We start from the raw sequence: 20,082 nt of genomic DNA, 5'->3' as shown, positions 1-20,082 counted from the left end.
AACGCGAAGCCTTTGCAAACACTTCCCAGCCAGGAAATACTGCCGACGACTCAGATCGAGCCAAATACGCCTAATCTGCAAGTAGTCACCCAACCGGTTGCCGTCACTCAAGTCGCCGAGCCCAGCCTCCCCGATTTAGAGCAGCAGCGATTCACTGTGCGCTCTGGTGACAGCCTGTCTAGCATCTTCAAACGCGCCGGATTAACCGATCGCGATGTGTACGATCTGACTCACTCCTGCCCAGAAGCTAAATCTCTCACCCGTATCATGCCCGGCCACGAAATTGTGTTTTATCTGGATAATAGCGGCAACCTGCAGAAGCTGAGCCATATCACCAACCGCTTAAATTCAACCCATTTTGAGAAAAATGCAGACAGCTATGTCAGCATTAAAGAAATAAAACAGCCTGAGATCCGCAACGCATACCAAGAGGCAACCATTAATAGCTCTTTGTATATGGCAGCAACCGGCGTCGGCATGCCCGACAGCTTGATTATGGAAATGGCCACCGTCTTTGGCTGGGACATCGACTTTGCCCTCGACTTACGCAAGGGCGACCATTTTAGTGTGCTCTATGAAGAAAAGTTTCTCGATGGTGAAAAGATTGGCAACGGCGCAATTCTAGCGGCAGAGTTCACTAATCGGGGCGACAAGTTCCGTGCGGTTCGCTACACCCACGCCAATGGCGAAGCTCACTACTACACCCCCGAGGGGCAGAGTATGCGCAAGGCCTTCTTACTGGCACCTGTGGATTTCCGCCGCATCAGTGGCAATTTCAACCCGCGCCGTCTGCACCCCATTTTTAAAACGGCCAGGCCTCACCGCGGCACCGATTACGCAGCCAACCGCGGCACCCCCGTTTGGGCCTCTGGCGACGGCCGAGTTATTGCCTCTAGCTACAACAAAGCCAACGGTAATTATGTGTTTATCCAACATGGCAACAATGTTGTTACCAAATATTTGCACCTGCACAAACGGCACGTCAAAAAAGGGCAGCGAGTGAAACAAAAGCAAACCATTGGCACTGTCGGCTCAACAGGCTATTCAACGGGCCCGCATTTGCATTATGAATTCTTGCTCGATGGCGTACACCGCAACCCACGCACCATTGTGCAGAAGCTGCCTAAAGCTAAGTCTATTGCCGATGCACAGATGCAGGACTTCGTCAGCCAGACACAGCCGATTATAGCCTCGCTAGAGCAACGCTATAACGCATCTCGTCTAGCCATGAACTCTACTGAACGCACTATCAACTGATCATGGCGCTGTATATTGGCCTAATGTCCGGTACCAGTGCCGACGGAATAGACGCCGCACTGGTCGATATTAATGACGAGCGCACTCAGCTACTCGCTCACCATGGCCACGACTTTAATCATCAGATGCGTGAGCGTATCCACGCCCTATGCGCCAGTGGCATCGAAGAGATTGAACGAGCAGGCACCATGGATAACGAGCTGGGTGAGCTGTTTGCCCAAGCTGCACTCAAGCTGCTGGAGGACGCCGGCATCGCAGCCAGCGAGGTTGCCGCCATCGGCAGCCACGGCCAAACTATACGTCACCGGCCGCCAGGCAGCGTAGCACACCCCTTCACCCTACAGATTGCCGACCCTAATATTATTGCCGCACGCACCGGTATTACCACCGTGGCCGACTTTCGTCGCCGTGACATGGCAATGGGCGGTCAGGGTGCACCGCTGGTACCAGCGTTTCATCGCGCAGCTTTTGCCGCCCCCAATATCGACCGCGCCATTGTCAATATTGGCGGTATCGCCAATATCACCTGGCTGAGCCATAACCGGCCAACCTTGGGCTTTGATACCGGCCCCGGCAACTGCCTAATGGACGCCTGGGTTGGGCGCCACCGAGAACAACGATACGACACTAATGGTGACTGGGCCCGCACTGGCCGTATTAATACGCCCCTGCTGGAAATCCTGTTAGAACACCCCTATTTCGCCCTGCCGCTGCCCAAGAGCACAGGACGTGAAGATTTTCATCTGGGATGGCTAGATTGCCAACTGGAAGAAGTTAACGATCTGACCCCAGAGGATGTACAGGCAACATTAATGGCGTTGTCGGTAGAGAGCATCGCCCGTAGCATAGAAAATCATCTGCGACGCGAGATTGGGTGTGAAGTATACATTTGCGGTGGCGGTGCATTGAACACCACGTTGATAGAAAGTCTGGTCACTCGTTTGACGCCCCATCCGATTGCCAGCACCCGAGCGCTAGGCATCGACCCCGAATGGGTGGAAGCAGCCACCTTTGCCTGGCTGGCACAGCAGACTCTAGCAGGTTTACCCGGCAATCTGCCGAGTGTGACCGGCGCTCGCAAAGCGGTTGTGCTGGGCGGAATTTACCCTGCGTAAAATCTCCATACGTGCGAATCCTGAGAAATTCTTAAGATTGTTTTTCAGTTTAATTAACATGCCATTTTTTACCTGAAACCCCCACAAGCGCATTTTCCAGTATCGTTTACAGGCTCTAGATACCAGCTTCGACTAAACAAAACCTGTAAAACTGTACATAGCGCTGGGGTGGCGCTTTCCCTAATAAGCATCTCTTTGACGAATATTCCAAAGCAATGTCACCTCTCTGGCCCTACAAGTAACGACACACCAATAGCTTAATCACATCTCATTTTGCGGAAAGTGGATAGTGGCAGTGTTGCGCCTTAAGTATCATTTGGCGGCAACGGCGCTGTAGTCCCGTTCATACATCACTATTAAAAGGAACGGGCATGAATCGATATCACCACGTTATCTGGAACGCTATCCGTGGGCAATGGGTGGTCGTAGGTGAACTGGCGAAAACCAAAGTCAAGGCTCGCAGAGCGACGCGCAAAACACCTCTCTCGCCCTGCCGCCCACGATTGACCACCACCCTACTTGGGCTACTTATTGTTAATTCAGCCTCCGCGGGCACGTGGCTACACCCAGCAAGCGGGAGTTGGTCTGACACAAGTTTCTGGAGTGACGGGGCTGTTCCTGACGCAACCACATTTGCCGTTATCAATAATGGCGGCAGTGCCATTATTACATCTGAAAATCCGTTTGCCTATGAGCTCCAGATCAACAATAACTCCAGCGTTATCATCGACGGTACCGCCACCGCCCTTCTAGGCACCCCAACGACATTGCGGATATTGGATCGTTTAGAGCTGAACAGCGGTAATCTTATTGTGCGTCACGGCGGTGTTGCCAATATACCGAGCATGTTAAATGCCCTTGGCGAAAACACTATTTCGGTACAATACAGCGGATCTGAGTTGAAGCTGAATCAAAATGAAACAAACATCAACTCCAACGGCGGCATGACTTTATCAATCAGGAACGGGGGGGTGGTCGACTCCAAAATAAACACACTCGGCAACCTGGCCAACCAGAGCGGAACCGTTATTGTCGATGGCTCAGACCCTTTTGACGGCACAACGTCGCACTGGAAAACAATGGGCATTGAGGTTGGCTCATTGGGTGATGGCACGCTCACCGTCAGCAGGGAGGCGAGAGTCTCCACCGAGACAAACTACGACGTCAAAATCGGGCGAGATCTTTCCGACATTTCTCAACATGACCTAGATTTTTATGGCGCAGGCGCGCTTGATCCCGACGCCGCCAATACCGTCAACTCTCTTAACATTGGTGCAGCCGCGGGCGGAACGCCAGTGAGGCCAGGCAGCGTTAATACTGAGAGCATCGTTTTTGGCCAAGGGACAAACAGCCTCGTCTTTAATCACAGCAGTAGCAATTTTGAATTCGGGCCCGATATCATCATTGATCACAGACTCCTGCCTCTGCCCAGAATTGATTTTTTTGCTGGCACCACCACTCTTACCGGGAACGTCTTGTCACGTGGCAGTGATGTTTTTGGTAATCCGATGGATTTTTTGGGTGACATTATTATCCACAATAAGGCCGAGCTGTCGATTGGTAATGGTAGTGGCACAGGGTGGATTGACGGCGATATTACCAATAACGGGACACTGACCTTTCATCACCCCCACAACCGGACTTATGAACACAGCTTAAGTGGGGTTGGCACTCTCGTTAAAGGTGGGGACAACAGACTCGCACTGACGGCTCGGGTCAACAACACGGGCGACGTCAATGTAAACGCCGGTACTCTTACGGTTACCCGTGGCAGCAAAGTGGACGAGATTAACGACTCAACTCTGAACAGCGCTAACGGTTCTATTGGAGATGTCGCGAACAGCGACGGCAATGTCAATGTATCCGGCGTCAATGCCATCTGGAGCATTGACGCTAACCTTATTGTTGGCCACTTTGGCACCGGCAATCTGAGCATCAATGACGCTGGCACAACAATCAACACTCTGGCAGTTATCGGCGATAAAGCTGGCAGCACCGGTAGCGCCACTGTCAGCGGCGAGGGATCGACCTGGAACAACCTCGGCGACCTCTTTGTTGGCAATGAAAGTAGCGGTGAATTAACAATTACTGACAGCGGTGTGGTAGCAGCCGTTGGCGGCCTAATAGGTGCAGACGCTGCAGTCACGGGCGTCGTCAATGTAGATGGCGCAGGTTCTCGCCTCAACAGCAATTCGTTGGTAATTGGCAGCAACGGCCAAGGTAGTCTGAATTTAACCAATGGTGGCCGTGCGAATGTTAGCGGTCAAGTGACCATTGGTCTCAATGCTGGCAGTAACGGGGTCCTGAACATTGGGGCCGCCGTGGGCGAATCCCCCATCGCCGCCGGCACACTGTCAGCAGGTTCAATGCAATTTGGCAGCGGCTCAGGCAAACTGATTTTCAATCACACCAACAACATTACCTTCAGCGAAAGCGTGTCGGGTGGCGGCTCGGTTGATCTTTACGCGGGCACCACCAGATTCACTGAATTTCAGACTTATACGGGCGACACCACCATTCATGGCGGCAAACTTATCATTGGAGCGCCAGGTTCACGAGGCAGTATTGCCGGCAATATTATCAATAACGGCTCATTGGATTTTAGCCGCAGTACCTCGCACACCCATACGGGGAACATCAATGGCAGCGGATCCATAACACTCAACAACAATCTGCAAACTCTCACCGTAACGGGAAATCTTACCCACGAGGGGGGAACAACCATCAGCAATGGCCAGCTGAATGTGGGCAATGGCGGTACCAGCGGCAGTCTCGCGGGCAATGTCTCCATTGCGAGCGGCGCAACGCTGGCATTCAACCGATCAGACAACATCTCTTTTGCCGGAAACGTTGCTGGTAACGGTTACGGCAACCTGATCAAAAGAAATATCGGCACTCTTAATCTGACCGGTAGTAGCGACGTGCAAACCTTTACTATCGATAACGGTGCCGTAACCCTGAACAATGGTGGCAGCGTTAAGAGCCGGACTGGCATTATTGCCGACGCGGGTGGCACCAGTCATATGACGGTCGATGGTGCTGGGTCGCGCTGGGATGCATATGAAATCAACGTGGGTACTATGAATACTGGAGCACTCACCATCAGCAATGGCGGCAGTGTTAACGTTACGGTCGACAATTTTCAAACCCATTTCCTGAAGGGCGATGTGTTTTTGGGTACGTCCAGTGCGAGTGGCACACTCAATATTGGTGCAGCTGCGAGTGACAGTGCAATAGCGGCGGGGAATTTAACGGCCGTCCGGGTAACCTTACAATCCGACGCTAGTCATATTGTATTCAATCACACCAACACCAATTACGACTTTGCATCCAACATCGCGGGCGATGGCTCGATCGATCTCTATTCCGGAACCACCACACTGTCAGGCAACAATACCTACAGTGGCAACACTACCGTCAATGGCGGTACCCTCAACGTCAATAATGTAACAGGCAGTGCCACCGGCAACAGCAGTGTCAGCATTGCCGGCGGTGCCAGCCTGACCGGCAGTGGTCATATTGCCGGTGACGTCATCATCGCCAGTGGCGGCCATCTTGCCGCGGGCAACTCGCCGGGAAACCTCACACTAGGCGAGCTGTTATTGAATAACGCCTCAGTTCTCGACTTTGAATTGGACGCGCCCAGTGGCACCGCGGGTATTGATAACGACTTGATTACGGTTACCGGCGACCTAACCCTAGACGGCATTCTCAACATCACCGACCTCGGCGGGTTTGACTTCGCCTCGGACCTCGGCGACAGCGGCACCTACAGACTGTTCAACTACGCAGGCACACTGGTTGATAATGCCATGGAATTTGGCGCTGGGTTATTGACTGGTTACAGCTACCGCATTGACACCTCCACACCAGGTGTTATCTCACTGGTGGCTGGTTTCGCAGGCCTGCAGTTTTGGGATGGTAACAACACTATCGCTGATAACACTGTTGCCGGGGGCAATGGAACCTGGAGCTCTTCCGCCAGCAACTGGACCAATCAATCCGGCGATGTGAACTCTACCTGGGGATCTCTAGTAGCCGTTTTTGGCGGCGCAACAGGCACGGTCGAAGTAGACGGCACACATACAGTGAGTGGCCTGCAGTTCGCCACCGATGGCTATCGAATACAAGACGCCAACGCTAATGGCGGCTTGATGCTGGCTAACAATGGGGCCGAAATTCGTGTTGACAGCGACACAGGTGCCGCCATCAACCTTACCGTTAGCGGAGATGGCCGTTTAACCAAAACAGGCGCTGGCACACTGAGCCTGATCCGCAGTAACACCTATAATGGCGGCACTCACATTAATGCCGGCACTCTCGTCATCGGCAACGATGACGCACTTGGCACCGGGCTATTGACCATAGGCGATGGCACAACACTGGCCACCGACGGCGATCCTCGCCGCATCCACAACGATATCGCCGCGAACGGCGACTTCAGCCTCTTTCCGCATGGCACCATCGTCAACACCTCAGCTTTTGAGCTGGACAGCAACATAAACTTGCAAGGAGGCGACCGTACGATCACCAATACATCGGACTTTAATGCATTCGACTTCGGCCAGGTTACTTTGGGCGGTGTTATTTCCAGCGGCGGCCTAGTCCTGTCCGATAAAGGATTGGCCCCCGGAGGTAACGTGGTATTTTTCGCCATGGATGGAACCCAAGCAAATACCTACACCGGCAACACGGTTGTGAAGTCCAACGTGTCGTTACAACTGTCCAAAAGCGCTAACGTTACTGCCATCGCAGGGGATGTCGCCATTCAACAGGAGTCGATAGTGGTGGTGGCCAACGACGAGCAGATTGCTGACACATCGAACCTCACCTTTACAGGCAATGCACAGTTACAAGTTGGCGTCGGGGCAGCCGCCACTGAAACAGTAAGTACCATAAGTGACGATGGCAACGGTATGGCCCTCATTGATCTTCACGGGAATGGCAGCGCAATAGCGGTCTCTAGCGGTAATTTTAGTGGCTCGATCCAAGGGGGGCAGGCTAATACTACCTCCCTGACCAAAAACGGAAGTGAAACATTGGCACTAAATGGGGCCAGTACTTATACCGGTGACACTACTGTCAACAGTGGCGCTCTTCTGATTAATAATCTTACAGGTAGTGCCACCGGAACAGGCAGTGTGACGCTAGTCAGCGGCAGTAGACTCAGTGGCGATGGCACTATTACAGGCTCAGTCAGGGTAGACGACAACGCCACTATTGCAGCTGGCAATTCCCCCGGCACCCTCACTGTGGGTGAACTACTACTAAATAACGCCTCTATTCTGGAGTTTGAACTGAGCAGTCCCGCCGGCACCGCCGGAGTGGACAGTGACTTGATAGTGGTGAGTGGCAACTTGACGCTGGACGGAACCCTAGAAATTATCGACTGGGGTGGGTATGGCGCAGGCACCTATCGATTAATTACCTACACGGGTACTTTCGTCGACAATGGCCTGGATATTAGCTCACAACCCTCAGACTTTAATGCCGCGCTTGATACCACCAACCCAGGGGAGATAAATTTGGTGGTTACAAACGAAGTTACAAGCACTCCACATGCATTACCAACTTTTGGGCTACCTGGATTAGGTTTGTTAGCACTGTTACTTTCCTTGACAGGAATGAGGTTGTTCCCGCGAGAGAAAAGATAACCTTAAGAGAGAGTCTACTCTGTAGAGGCTAAACGTTGAGCGGTCAATTTACGGGTTTGGCGATCTATATCGCCAATCAGCCTTAAACAGAAAAAGAGGCGCCGCAGCCGCAAGTAGTGGCCGCATTGGGGTTGGTCACAACAAATTTGGCCCCTTGCAGCCCTTCACTGTAGTCAACATTTGCGCCGACCAAATAAGGGTAGCTCATGGCATCTACCACGACTTTAACGCCGTCTTTTTCTACCACGGTGTCGTCTTCAGCGGTGGTATCATCGAAGGTGAAGCCGTATTGAAAGCCTGAGCAGCCGCCGCCTGTTACATAAACACGCAGCTTGAGCTCATCGTTACCCTCTTCCTCAATCAGGCTTTTTACCTTGGCCACAGCTTGGGCGCTGACGTATATTGGCTCTGGGGTAAAAACTTCTGGGGTAGACATAGACAAACTCCGATACTGGCTGACCGCACATTATCCCAATACCAGAGTAAAACAGTCAACTATTTCGCATCAACCTGCTGATTCTTATCCGCAGACTTACCGGTACCTTTATTTGCCTGGGGCGGCTCACCGTAAACCAAAGCGCCATTAACCTGCGCGCCTTTCACCATTTCAATCAATTGATAGTGGACGTTTCCTTCTACCACAGCCTTGGCAGCCAGCTCCACATGCTTACCGGAATACACATTGCCAATCACTTTGCCATTGATAACGACCATTGGAACACGGATTTCGCCCTCAACGGTGCCCTTGGCCGCCACAACTAATTTGGCATCAGCACCGCCCTCGACAATAATATTGCCTTTAACCGTGCCTTCAACTTGCAGATCCCCACTAAAATGAATATCGCCGACGATACTGGTTCCTTTGGAAATTAAGGTGTGACTATTGCTAAACGCCATTATGCTTATGCTCCCGCACTTATTATCGATCTTCGACGAGCCAACCGTAGCTCTTGTGAACCTTGACGCTGTTGCGGCCAGATGACTCAGCCGACAGCTCAAGCTTTTGTACTTCAAACCCTTCGGGCAAGGTCAACTCACCCTCAATATTTTGGAAATATTTAAACCGTAATTTTATGTCTTCCTCTTCAATCGAGTCTGCCAACTGGTAAAGCGGTACCCGTGTAATCACGCCATCGCGCCGCCCCACGACATCCACTCGCAGCTCACCATTAAGCACTTGATGGTTGGTAGCCAATTGCTGCATAACGATTTTAAACGTATAACGCCCAGGCACCGCCGATTCAACAATATTCACCTCTCCAATCGTCAAGCCACTGTTGGCCTCACTGGGCGCCATTAGACCGCGATAAAATGAGATGTCGGTTTCCAGATTTGCAACTTCTTGGCGCAAGGAGACGATTTCATTGCGCACCTCTTCGCTGGCGTATTGATCTACCTCGGATGCTAGCGATAAATTGGCCACTTGTTGGCGCAAATCTGCGGATTCTTGCTCAGAGGCTTGCAATTGATCGCGCAGGATAGATACCTGTTTAAGAGCGCCTGCTTGCGTACCCATACCTTGCCAATAGCCGCCCCAATAAGCGCCTGCCACACAGGCTGCTATCACCAAAAGCGTTAGTACAAACATCAAAAAACGCCTGACCGGACGGTGTGGCACTACGCGTAGCGGGTGCTGTTTACTGCCTTTAACTGCGCTCATATTGTTCCGTTTATCACTGGTTATTAGGGAAGCAGCGCCACTACATCTAAGCCTGCGGTTTCCTCAAAGCCAAACATAATATTCATATTCTGAATGGCTTGCCCCGCAGCGCCTTTGGTGAGGTTGTCGATAACCGACAACACCACTATGGTATCTCGCCCTTGCGGCTGGCACACGGAAATGCGGCACATATTCGAGCCCTTGACCGAGCGAGTTTCAGGTACTACGCCTTCGGGTAAAACATCGACAAATGGCTCATCCGCGTAGCGTTGCTCAAACAAACTCTGTAGATCAGGTAGGGACTCAGGCGCTAAAGCACGAGCGTAGGAGGTGGCATGAATACCGCGTACCATAGGCAACAAGTGAGGCACAAATGTCACCTCGGGGGGTGTTGCACCCGCAGGCTGAGCGTCGTGCAGGGCTTGTTCGATTTCAGGCAAATGGCGGTGACCGGCAACGCCATACGCTTTAAAACTGCCGCTGTTCTCAGCCAGCAACATACCCACTTTGGCCTGACGACCTGCACCGGTGGTACCACTGGCTGCACTTATAATCAGTCCGTTGGGATCCACCAGTTGATTTTCCAACAGGGGCAATAAGCCCAGTTGTGCCGCAGTAGGGTAGCAACCTGGGCAAGCCACCAATTTAGCCTGCTTAATAGCGTCGCGATTATTCTCTGGTAAGCCATAAACCGCCTGATCAATTAATTCCGGACAGCCGTGGGCCTGATTGTACCAATGCGCCCACAGTTCAGCGTCGCGGATACGAAAATCGGCCGACAGGTCAACCACTCGGGTACCGGTCGCCATCAAGGCTGGCATTAAATTTTGCGCAACGCCATGTGGGGTGGCAAAAAACACCACATCGCAGCGTCCTAACACCTCCACATCCGGTTCGGTGAAGCAAAGGTCAACATGGCCACGCAGGTTAGGGTAGAGATCACTGACCGGCAAACCTGCCTCGGCGCGGGACGTAATCACGCTCACCTGTACCTGTGAATGCTTGCACAGTAAACGCAACAGCTCGACCCCGGTATAACCGGTTCCCCCGACAATCCCCACATTAATCACGATAGCAACCTCTCGTTGGTTTGCGCCATTAGAGCAGCGCCAATAAAGAAGCCTATCATAAGAGTGCAGCCGAAAAATTGCCAGTCGCTGTGCGCCACACAGTGGCGATGGCATAATAGAGCGCTGAATTATCGAGGATTGTTTTTATGCTGTGGATAAAAGCCCTGCACATCATCTCTGTGATCTGCTGGTTCGCCGCGCTTTTTTACCTACCGAGACTGTTTGTCTATCATGCGATGTGTCGCGATGATGTAGGCAGCGAGCGCTTTAAAGTCATGGAGCGCAAACTTTACCGCGGTATCGCGACCCCGGCCATGATTGCCACCTTGGTGTTTGGCTTGGGGCTGGTGCATTTTCAGTGGGAGTACCTCAAGACCACTTATTGGTTTTGGCTAAAAATGGGACTCGTGGCCCTTCTGATCGGTTATCACCATCTGTGCGGGGCATATTTAAAACGCTTTGCGCGCGACGACAATCCTCACACCGATCGCTTTTATCGTATTTTTAATGAGCTGCCGGTTTTTGCTCTCGTTGCTATCGTTATTTTAGCGGTAGTAAAACCTTTTTAACCCCAGCTGGGCACAATAATGCCTCACGCCGGGGTTATTACTTCGCAACCGGATTAACGCTTGCTAAAATAGCCGCTATGTCGATATCACTTTTGTCCAATAACCACCTCTATACCATTACCGACTGCGCTCACCTACCTTGGGATACTCTTTATAATCGTATTGCGCAAGCCTTAGCAGGTGGCTGTACTATAGTGCAGTATCGGGATAAGTCTCGGGATCAATCCCGGCGCCTTAGCGAAGCGCGCCAATTATTCGCCCTATGTCAACAATCGAACGCCAAGCTTATTATTAACGATGACATCGAACTGGCCCGAGCCGTAAGCGCCGATGGTGTTCATCTCGGGCAAGGTGATACCAGTATTACGCACGCCCGACAAAGGCTGGGCGAGAAAGCCATTATTGGTATTACTTGTCATGCTGAGCTTGCTTTAGCGGAGCACGCCTTGAATCAGGGTGCTGACTATATTGCCTTTGGTCGCTTTTTCCCTTCGCGCACCAAGCCCGAGGCACCACCGGCGCCTCAGCAATTACTGCGCGATGCCCGTCAACGCTGGCCGAATATCTGTATAGTGGCCATTGGTGGTGTCACAGCGCACAATGCCGAGCAGTTAATCCAATCCGGTGCGAACTATGTGGCTATATGCCACGAGATTTGCCATCACATTGACCCCAAAGCCTATGCCAACGCTTTTAAGTGCGCACAGGCCGATTTATAACGAGGACATCATGAGCCGATCCGATCAGTTATTTGCCCAAGCTGCGCAGTTTATACCAGGCGGGGTAAACTCCCCTGTGCGCGCGTTTAAAGCGGTGGGTGGCACACCTGTTTTTTTACAAAGTGCCGCGGGGGCACGCATTACCGATGTCGACGGCAAAAATTACATCGACTATGTACAATCTTGGGGGCCAATGATTCTCGGTCATAACCACCCGGAGGTGATCGCCGCCGTGCTGGATGCGATCCAATCCGGGCTTACTTTTGGCGCACCCACCGAGCGGGAAACTCACTTGGCTGAAATGGTGTGCCAGCGCATGCCCGGTATGGATTTAGTGCGCTTCGTAAACTCCGGCACTGAGGCGACCATGAGTGCCATTCGCCTGGCCCGCGCCCACACCGGCCGCGACACCATTGTAAAGTTTGAAGGCTGTTATCACGGCCACTCGGACTCGCTACTGGTGAAAGCCGGCTCCGGCGCCCTTACCTTAGGGGTACCCAGCTCGCCAGGGGTCCCCAAGGTTTTGGCCGACCACACCGTTACTCTTAATTACAATGATAGCGCACAGGTGCGGGAATTTTTTGCTCAGCACGGCGACAAGGTCGCCTGCATTATTGTTGAGCCCGTAGCTGGCAATATGAATTGCATTCCTCCCGTACCCGGTTTTTTACAAACTCTAAGAGATGTCTGTGACCAATACGCCAGCGTGTTAATTTTTGATGAAGTAATGACAGGTTTTCGTGTAAGCGCCACGGGCGCGCAAGGGCACTACCATGTTCAACCCGACCTGACCACCCTAGGCAAGGTTGTGGGCGGCGGCATGCCAGTGGGCGCGTTTGGTGGGCGCTCTGATATTATGCAAAAGATCGCCCCCGCCGGGCCGGTCTATCAAGCCGGTACTCTATCGGGCAACCCGGTGGCCATGGCGGCTGGCATCGCCACTTTACAATTACTGGATGCTGACAACTTTTACCCAGAACTGTGCCGCAAAACCCAAAAATTGGTGGAGGGTTTGCAAGCTGCTGCCGATAGCGCGGGCATCGCTTTTACCACTAACCACGTGGGTAGTATGTTCGGTGGGTTTTTTACCGAAGAGAGTCAGGTCACAAATTACCAACAAGTCATGGCTTGCGACACTGAGCGCTTTAATCGATTTTTTCACGGTATGTTAGATGCCGGGGTATATTTGGCACCCGCGTCTTACGAGGCAGGCTTTATGTCACAAGCTCACACGGATGAAGATATCGAACACACCATTGCTTGCGCACAAAAGGTGTTTGCTCAGCTGGCATAATTGGCTCTTAGCGAGCCTCGTATTAATGCAGCTCGGCAAGAGAGGTGATGTCTTCCATCGCCTGGGGGGAGGCATCAATAATGCTGAACCCCGCCCAATGCTTGCCGTTGTCTTCGGCGTTGCGCACCCATAAACAATCAACCCCTAGCTGCACACTGTTGCGGCCATTAACAGGGGCACTCAAATGTAGATCGAGCCGGTACAGGCAATCCTCCTGAAAAGGCTGATCGCCCATCATCATCAATCCATCGCTGTGAATATTCACTACCCGCCCAAGATAGACATCGTGAATATTATCGTACACATCAATACTCTGACTGACCCCTTGCCTTTCGATTTTACGGCCTTCGTGATCAATGAGGCTAACCATCTCGTATTTACTCCTGATTAAGCAGCTCACCGGATGCTTTAGCATTCAGGCTGTGGTAAATATTTTCCAGCGCACGCTCAAAGAACGGCTTGGCACTACCGGCAATCACGCGTAACTTACCTGCAATCATTGCCCGAGCCATTTGCAGGGCGGAGGTCATGGATACCTTTTTTCCCTGCTGATCAACCAACATATAATGATTGGTCTTATGGTTGTACCAAGCCACCTTCATACGCTTGCCGTCATCGTCTTCGAGCCAAGTGCCAAATTCAATGAGCTTTAATTTTTCCACCAGCTGTGACTCCTCTTCGGTCGCCACACCTTGGGCAGGCTCTATACGGCCTGCTTTTTCAGCGGCCATACTTTCCAACTTATCGCGCATTGGCTTAGGAGCGGGCTCGGCTTTTTGACTTTTTAGGGCGAGTTTTTGCAATGAGCGGATCGCATCAATCAGCTTGCGAGCCTTATCCTGTTCGTAGCCAATGGTTTCAAAGCCGGACTGCACCGTTTTCATTAATCCGTCTTGAATTTCCAACTGCTTAACCTTATCGGTCTCCAATAACTTGGGCTCAACACTCCAAATTAGGTCGCGAGCCACCCGCAGGGCGTTGGTAAAGTTCTCTGATTCGGTCCCATAACGTAAAATAACAAAGGAAAGATAGTCGGACCAAGGCAGCAACATCAGTAAAAGTACTGGGGAAGGCAAGTCTTTGCCATCGATGAGCTTTGACACCTCATCATTCACTAAAATTTTTGCTTCACGCAGCTTTTCTTCACCGCGTGCTTTTTCCAATGCACGCTTTTCCATTAAATCTTGGCGACGGGATATGTTGCGCGTATAACCGCTAAATTCAATTAAAGCCTCAGCAAAAACCTTAGCATCATTACCAAAGTTTTTCAGAACATTGAACACTACCGTTTTAATCTTCTCGTACATGTCGTACTGATCTGTATCGTCATTACCTACCCAGCGCGCACCGGCCTCTGCCATTTGGTTAAGCAATAAACGGGCGGGGTGATCGACATTTTCAAAGAACTCTGTATCAATAAATGCCAACTTCAACACTGGGGTGTGTAGATAACTCAACAGAGCTTTAACCGAGTCGGGCAGCTGATCTTCGGATAAGATGTATTCAAATAATAAACCCACCAACTCAATGGTGTGCATATCATCGGCATCGGAATCGGTTTTTGCGAGAGCATCCGCCAACTCGCTGGAAACGGAATTCACCGCCAGTGGCTGCACTTGCCCCATAGGCGCATTCATAAACGACTGCACCTGCGCGACTTGCTGAGCCTGTGCCTGTTGCACGACACCCATAACCTGCGCCGAAACTGCACCTGTGGCACCATCCTGAACGACGGGCGGTGCCTGCCCTGCACCTGATGACGGAGCAGCGGCACCAAATCCACTACCTGCGGGCATTGAGGTTAAAGCGCCCCCTAGGTGCGTCTGTAAAAGTCGTATCGCACTGACTAACCCTTGCTGATACTCCTCCGGCCCCTTCTCACTCGCTTGCGGGGCTTGATCAGTAGCCCGACGTCTAGGTTCAGGCTCGCGATCGGTTGCTCTTCGCTGTGGGGGTTGTGCTTCCTCGCTCGCAAGTGACGATCCACTCTCCGGCCCTGCCGCCGGCCGCCCTTCACCCTGCGCCGGTCCCGCGGTGAAGCGGAGGTTGGGTAAGACACCGGCCTCAGCCAGTCGGTTATTAAGCTCTTGATATAGACCTCCCAAGAGCTTTACGAACGAAGACTCAAAGTGCTTATAGCCAATAACTTTAACTCGAGTTTCAAGCTTGTATTCGGCGATAGATTTCCGAAAGGCTTCACAAAACTGTATGGGGCTCGCGGGATTACTGCGCTCATCCAGCTTCTTACCATCATTGAGCAAAGCCAAACGTTGATGCAAGGCCCAGAGAGTTTCGGCAAATTGCGAGTCTGCCCGGTGACAGATGGAGGTAATAGCAATAGTTTCTTCAAGTTCAGCATTTTCCACCAACGACAATCCGGCGTGAGCACTAAAGCGCTCTTGGCCTGTGGGCGTTTTTAATTGCTGGGCCGTAAAGTCATCAAAGTTTTGCCGACAAAAATCTATCAAGCCCCGCTCTACAGAAGGGCCAGTGCTTCTTAAGCGCTTGATGATTTCACTCAGTGCCAACTGTTCCTTATTCGAGCGGGCGTTTTCCTCACGCTTTTCGACAGAGGCTATCCACTCTGACCAAAAAGAGGCAAAGTGCTCCTGAATAAACTCTACTGAAGTCGCCGCGCATACCTCTACACAATGCCGAGTCTGTGCTTGAGAAAGTGACCCATACGAAGGCGCCGCATCACCTGATTCCTGCAACTTGTTCATCCCCTGTTCGCTGAAAGTGTCCATGATTTATTCATTGTAAAATTATTAGGCCCACCCAATAGAGCTCAACCCGGACCCTATCCTAATCAGTGTAACTCTTATTATAGCCTGAATGCCAACTGGCGCACACTTTTAACTGGTTAAAATACGACCAAGCCCTGACCACGGCCTTCCCTGCTCTATATTCTGAGTCAATAGCCAATTAGCAAGACTTTACACGCCCAATTCGCAGACTGCGGACCAACAATTCGACTAAAGTGAGTCTGTAACTTCGTCGAAATCACTCAATCATCAACCAAATACCCCTATAATTCATATAAATTGTGCCGGCACAGTCCTACAACAACGATCGCACACCTTCAACGTGCTAAGCTTGTGATCTAAGGCCACGCCCAAAACGTAGATTACTTCACAGTGATTTAACATCAGAGGTAACAAGTGGCCCAACATCAGACGACAGCAAAGGTCACACCCATGGAATCGGTGAAAACTGGAATGGGCTCAGATGAGGCCAAAAAATGGGCTCATCTGCTCAAACTCGTGGCAGTAAATCGCGACCGCTCAGCGTTTCGGGAAATTTACCAATATTTTGCTCCAAGAATTAAAGCCTATGCGTTAAATCAAGGTATTAGTCAGCAGGCCGACGAGCTTGTTCAAGAGGTAATGATAAGCGTATGGCGCAGTGCCGATAAGTATGTGGATACTTTAGCTTCTCCATCTACTTGGATTTTCACCATTACCCGCAATCAGCGGATCGACATACTTCGAAAGCTAGGGCGACTAAAAGCTGAGATCAATGTCGAAACCGAAGAACTGTGGCAGATACCCACAGAAAATGACACGACCGTGCACTCCATTCAAGCACTTGCTGCGGAAAAACATCTACGCCAGAGCATGTCACAACTTCCCGAGGAACAGTTAATAGCGGTACGCAAGGTTTATTACGAAGGGAAAACTCACCAGGAAGTTGCACAAGAACTTAACGTCCCACTGGGAACACTCAAAGGGCGATTGCGATTATCTATGAAAAAACTGAAAGTGATGCTGGAGGCTAAAGAATTATGAGCAACCACCACCCAGATGACATCACAATGCTCGACTACACCGCCGGAACTTTGCCAATGGCACAATCTCTGGCTATCGCCGTGCATTTGTTTTTGTGCGAAAGCTGCCGCAGCCGAGCGGCACAACTCAATACGCTAGGCGGGGTGGTACTAGAGCAGTCAACGCCGCAAAACATCAGCGTTCAAGACTTTGATCAGTTTATGGCGGACCTTGACGAAAACCCCACTAACACCGCCGAACCCACCAAAATGGAGGGATCGAGACAACACCCTTTGGCCCAATTTTTACCCGAGCGTCTTACTGATATCAACTGGCGTCAACAAACGAAAGAAATTGCCGAATACGACCTCAGCTCAGTTTTAGGCGTGAGCGGCTATCGCGTGGCACTGCAAAAAATTAAAGCCGGCGCCCGAGTGCCTGAGCACACCCATAAAGGTCAAGAGTTGACCGTAATACTCAATGGCGGTTTTTCTGATGAGCTAGGGGTGTATCACGCAGGAGATTTTATTGCACGCGACGCCAGTCATAAACACACGCCCACCGCGCTGCAAAATGAAGACTGTATTTGCCTCACTGTACTAGACGCGCCGATAAAATTTACCGGGCCTTTCTTACGCTGGTTTAATCTGTTTTTTAACTGGAAATAATCAGCTCAAACAACAGATAATAAAAAAGGCCCGGCAGTCACTGCCGGGCCTTTTTGCTTAACTCGAAGGCTAATTCACAACTAACCGAGATTAAGACTCTTCACTGCTTTCTTGAGCCGGAGCTTCTGCAGCGGGTGCATCAGCACCGCCCTCTTCCGCTTTTGCTTCTTTGATCGACAGTTTAATACGACCGCGCTGGTCAACGTCAAGACACTTAACGCGAACCACTTCGCCTTCCTTCAGGTAATCGCCAACGCTGGCAACACGCTCTTCAGCGATTTGCGAGATATGAACCAAACCATCTTTACCCGGCAAGAAGTTCACAAACGCACCGAAGTCGACAATTCGCACTACAGTACCTTCGTAAATTGCACCGATTTCAGCCTCAGCAGTAATACCTTCGACACGGTTAACCGCAGCGCGTAAGGCATCGCCTTCACTGGCGTAAATCTTAACGGTACCATCGTCATCGATATCAATAGACGCGCCAGTCTCTTCGGTAATAGCGCGAATGGTAGCGCCACCTTTACCGATAATGTCGCGAATCTTGTCTGGATGAACTTTGATGGTTTCAAAACGTGGGGCGTTGTCGCTAACGCTTTCACGCGACACGGCAATCACTTTGTTCATTTCGCCCAGGATATGCAGACGTGCATGCAGTGCCTGCTCCAGAGCAATTTCCATGATTTGCTCGGTAATACCTTCGATCTTGATGTCCATTTGCAGCGCTGTAATACCCGAAGAGGTACCTGCCACTTTAAAGTCCATATCACCCAGATGATCTTCATCACCGAGGATATCGGTCAGAACAGCAAACTTTTCACCTTCTTTTACCAAGCCCATGGCAATACCGGCAACAGGGGCTTTCAAAGGTACACCAGCATCCATCAGTGCCAGCGACGAACCACAAACGGAAGCCATTGAGCTCGAGCCGTTAGATTCAGTGATTTCACTCACCACACGCATGGTGTAAGGGAAAGCCTCTTGATCTGGCAATACCGCAGCAATACCGCGACGGGCCAAACGACCGTGACCCACTTCGCGACGACCGGTAGCGCCCATACGACCACATTCACCCACTGAATAAGGAGGGAAGTTGTAGTGCAGCATGAAAGGATCTTTACGCTCACCTTCCAGGGCATCAATGATTTGTGCATCGCGGGCATTACCCAAGGTTGATACAACCAATGCCTGAGTTTCGCCACGGGTAAAAAGCGCCGAACCGTGTGCTTTATTCAATACACCCACTTCAACTTCGATGGCGCGAACAGTTTTCTGATCGCGGCCATCGATGCGAGGCTCGCCGTCGACGATGCGAGTACGCACAATGGATTTTTCCAGTTTGCCAAAGGCTTTTTTCACGTCGTCATCATTTACGTCACTGCCGTCTTTGGCAAGCTCCGCAATGGCTTGGCTGCGCAACTCAGACAGGCGATCGTAGCGCTTCGCTTTGTCGGTGATGCGGTAAGCCACACCAATGGAGTCGGCAAATTCACGCTCAAGTGATGCCTGTAATTCAGCGTTAACAGCTTCTGGCTGCCATTCCCACTGCGGCTTACCGGCATCACGTGCCAATTCAGCGCAGGCTTGAACGACTGATTGCATTTCTTGGTGAGCATAAAGTACGGCGCCCAACATAATATCTTCGGGCAGTTCATTGGCTTCTGACTCAACCATCAATACTGCATCTGAGGTACCGGCAACAACCATATCCAGCTCAGAAGTCTTCAAAGCTTCGTAGCTTGGATTCAGCAGGTAGCCACCATCTTGGGTATAACCAACACGTGCCGCACCAATCGGGCCGCTAAACGGAATGCCCGAAACAGCCAGAGCTGCCGAGGTACCAATCATAGCTGGAATGTCCGGATCTACTGTTTTACAGGTCGACATAACGGTACAGACAACCTGTACTTCGTTCATATAACCATTGGGAAACAGCGGACGAATAGGGCGGTCGATCAAACGAGAGGTTAGGGTTTCTTTCTCTGACGGACGACCTTCGCGCTTGAAGAAACCACCGGGAATCTTACCGGCGGCGTAGGCTTTTTCTTGATAATGTACAGACAGCGGGAAAAATGCCTGATCCGGCTTGGCTTCTTTAGCGCCAACCACGGTACATAAAACGGATGTTTCACCCATGGTCACCATCACTGCACCGGTGGCCTGACGCGCGATACGGCCAGTTTCCAGTGTTACAGTGGCGTCACCATATTGAAATTTCTTAATAATCGGATTCACTCTTCTATCCTTTACTTACCTGATGTTGCGTTGTTCTACGCAGCTTTTGGGCTCAAATACAGATATTCAAC

General features: G+C 51.3%; 15 protein-coding genes (1 of these 15 only partly in view). 8 read left to right on the top strand and 7 right to left on the bottom strand.

Annotated elements, in window-relative coordinates:
- From Q4526_RS04860 to Q4526_RS04850, 3 genes are all read left to right on the top strand, one after another.
- Window positions 1–1,257 carry the 3' portion of a peptidoglycan DD-metalloendopeptidase family protein gene (locus Q4526_RS04860; protein ID WP_303609538.1) on the top strand. It extends 171 nt beyond the left edge of the window, so 1,257 of the gene's 1,428 nt are visible here — the last part of the coding sequence; its start codon lies beyond the left edge, outside the window; the stop codon is at window positions 1,255–1,257.
- Window positions 1,258–1,259: 2 nt separating this feature from the next.
- On the top strand, window positions 1,260–2,372 hold the full coding sequence (locus Q4526_RS04855) for an anhydro-N-acetylmuramic acid kinase (RefSeq protein ID WP_215975775.1): 1,113 nt from the start codon (window positions 1,260–1,262) through the stop codon (window positions 2,370–2,372).
- A gap of 371 nt (window positions 2,373–2,743) precedes the next feature.
- On the top strand, window positions 2,744–8,026 hold the full coding sequence (locus tag Q4526_RS04850) for an autotransporter-associated beta strand repeat-containing protein (protein ID WP_215975774.1): 5,283 nt from the start codon (window positions 2,744–2,746) through the stop codon (window positions 8,024–8,026).
- 82 nt (window positions 8,027–8,108) lie between these two features.
- Here the strand turns inward: Q4526_RS04850 and erpA are convergent, their stop codons facing one another.
- Genes erpA through argC form a run of 4 tightly spaced genes read right to left on the bottom strand, consistent with a single transcriptional unit; the run spans window position 8,109 to window position 10,756 of the window.
- Entirely contained in the window at window positions 8,109–8,462 is a 354-nt protein-coding gene (gene erpA / locus Q4526_RS04845; protein WP_215975773.1) for an iron-sulfur cluster insertion protein ErpA, read from the bottom strand.
- Between the two features lie 59 nt (window positions 8,463–8,521).
- A complete protein-coding gene (locus tag Q4526_RS04840; protein WP_215975772.1) occupies window positions 8,522–8,923 on the bottom strand; it encodes a polymer-forming cytoskeletal protein in 402 nt (133 codons plus the stop codon).
- Between the two features lie 22 nt (window positions 8,924–8,945).
- Entirely contained in the window at window positions 8,946–9,686 is a 741-nt protein-coding gene (locus Q4526_RS04835) for a DUF6776 family protein (protein ID WP_215975771.1), read from the bottom strand.
- 23 nt (window positions 9,687–9,709) lie between these two features.
- Entirely contained in the window at window positions 9,710–10,756 is a 1,047-nt protein-coding gene (gene argC / locus Q4526_RS04830; protein WP_215975770.1) for an N-acetyl-gamma-glutamyl-phosphate reductase, read from the bottom strand.
- A gap of 146 nt (window positions 10,757–10,902) precedes the next feature.
- Here argC and hemJ point away from each other — a divergent pair, with 146 nt between their 5' ends.
- From hemJ to hemL, 3 genes are all read left to right on the top strand, one after another.
- Complete coding sequence (gene hemJ / locus Q4526_RS04825) at window positions 10,903–11,325, top strand: protoporphyrinogen oxidase HemJ (protein WP_215975769.1); 423 nt, start codon at window positions 10,903–10,905, stop codon at window positions 11,323–11,325.
- 77 nt (window positions 11,326–11,402) lie between these two features.
- A complete protein-coding gene (gene thiE / locus Q4526_RS04820; RefSeq protein WP_215975768.1) occupies window positions 11,403–12,044 on the top strand; it encodes a thiamine phosphate synthase in 642 nt (213 codons plus the stop codon).
- 10 nt (window positions 12,045–12,054) lie between these two features.
- Window positions 12,055–13,338 (top strand): glutamate-1-semialdehyde 2,1-aminomutase, encoded by a 1,284-nt coding sequence (gene hemL, locus Q4526_RS04815; protein ID WP_215975767.1) that lies wholly within the window; start codon window positions 12,055–12,057, stop codon window positions 13,336–13,338.
- 22 nt (window positions 13,339–13,360) lie between these two features.
- Here hemL and Q4526_RS04810 read toward each other — a convergent pair whose 3' ends face one another.
- Window positions 13,361–13,708, bottom strand: a complete 348-nt coding sequence (locus Q4526_RS04810) for a PilZ domain-containing protein (protein ID WP_215975766.1) — start codon at window positions 13,706–13,708, stop codon at window positions 13,361–13,363.
- A 7-nt stretch (window positions 13,709–13,715) separates the two neighbouring features.
- Window positions 13,716–16,085 carry a DUF1631 family protein gene (locus tag Q4526_RS04805; protein ID WP_215975765.1) on the bottom strand — a complete coding sequence of 790 codons (2,370 nt, stop codon included), beginning with the start codon at window positions 16,083–16,085 and terminating at the stop codon, window positions 13,716–13,718.
- 450 nt (window positions 16,086–16,535) lie between these two features.
- On the opposite strand from Q4526_RS04805, the gene Q4526_RS04800 reads away from it, so the two are divergent.
- Window positions 16,536–17,126: a sigma-70 family RNA polymerase sigma factor gene (locus Q4526_RS04800; RefSeq protein ID WP_303609537.1), complete on the top strand. Its 591-nt coding sequence runs from the start codon at window positions 16,536–16,538 to the stop codon at window positions 17,124–17,126.
- Entirely contained in the window at window positions 17,123–17,773 is a 651-nt protein-coding gene (locus Q4526_RS04795) for a ChrR family anti-sigma-E factor (protein ID WP_215975764.1), read from the top strand. Before Q4526_RS04800 ends, Q4526_RS04795 begins: the two co-directional genes overlap by 4 nt.
- 90 nt (window positions 17,774–17,863) lie before the next feature.
- On the opposite strand, the gene pnp is transcribed toward Q4526_RS04795, so the two are convergent.
- The gene (gene pnp / locus Q4526_RS04790) at window positions 17,864–20,011 is read right to left on the bottom strand and encodes a polyribonucleotide nucleotidyltransferase (protein WP_215975763.1); all 2,148 of its coding nucleotides are present in this window, start codon (window positions 20,009–20,011) and stop codon (window positions 17,864–17,866) included.
- Window positions 20,012–20,082: the final 71 nt, after the last annotated feature.

Source organism: Gilvimarinus sp. 2_MG-2023 (assembly GCF_030547685.1).
Taxonomy (GTDB): domain Bacteria; phylum Pseudomonadota; class Gammaproteobacteria; order Pseudomonadales; family Cellvibrionaceae; genus Gilvimarinus.
The sequence above is the reverse complement of the archived record's forward strand: the minus strand, read 5'-3'. Positions and strand labels throughout refer to the sequence as shown.

What these genes read in the sequence shown, in the direction of transcription:
- hemJ (WP_215975769.1), top strand. Translation starts at nt 10,903, where the DNA reads ATGCTGTGGATAAAAGCCCTGCACATCATCTCTGTGATCTGCTGGTTC.
- Q4526_RS04850 (WP_215975774.1), top strand. Translation starts at nt 2,744, where the DNA reads ATGAATCGATATCACCACGTTATCTGGAACGCTATCCGTGGGCAATGG.
- erpA (WP_215975773.1), bottom strand. Translation starts at nt 8,462, where the DNA reads ATGTCTACCCCAGAAGTTTTTACCCCAGAGCCAATATACGTCAGCGCC.
- hemL (WP_215975767.1), top strand. Translation starts at nt 12,055, where the DNA reads ATGAGCCGATCCGATCAGTTATTTGCCCAAGCTGCGCAGTTTATACCA.
- Q4526_RS04835 (WP_215975771.1), bottom strand. Translation starts at nt 9,686, where the DNA reads ATGAGCGCAGTTAAAGGCAGTAAACAGCACCCGCTACGCGTAGTGCCA.
- Q4526_RS04795 (WP_215975764.1), top strand. Translation starts at nt 17,123, where the DNA reads ATGAGCAACCACCACCCAGATGACATCACAATGCTCGACTACACCGCC.
- Q4526_RS04800 (WP_303609537.1), top strand. Translation starts at nt 16,536, where the DNA reads ATGGAATCGGTGAAAACTGGAATGGGCTCAGATGAGGCCAAAAAATGG.
- Q4526_RS04840 (WP_215975772.1), bottom strand. Translation starts at nt 8,923, where the DNA reads ATGGCGTTTAGCAATAGTCACACCTTAATTTCCAAAGGAACCAGTATC.
- Q4526_RS04810 (WP_215975766.1), bottom strand. Translation starts at nt 13,708, where the DNA reads ATGGTTAGCCTCATTGATCACGAAGGCCGTAAAATCGAAAGGCAAGGG.
- thiE (WP_215975768.1), top strand. Translation starts at nt 11,403, where the DNA reads ATGTCGATATCACTTTTGTCCAATAACCACCTCTATACCATTACCGAC.
- Q4526_RS04855 (WP_215975775.1), top strand. Translation starts at nt 1,260, where the DNA reads ATGGCGCTGTATATTGGCCTAATGTCCGGTACCAGTGCCGACGGAATA.
- Q4526_RS04805 (WP_215975765.1), bottom strand. Translation starts at nt 16,085, where the DNA reads ATGGACACTTTCAGCGAACAGGGGATGAACAAGTTGCAGGAATCAGGT.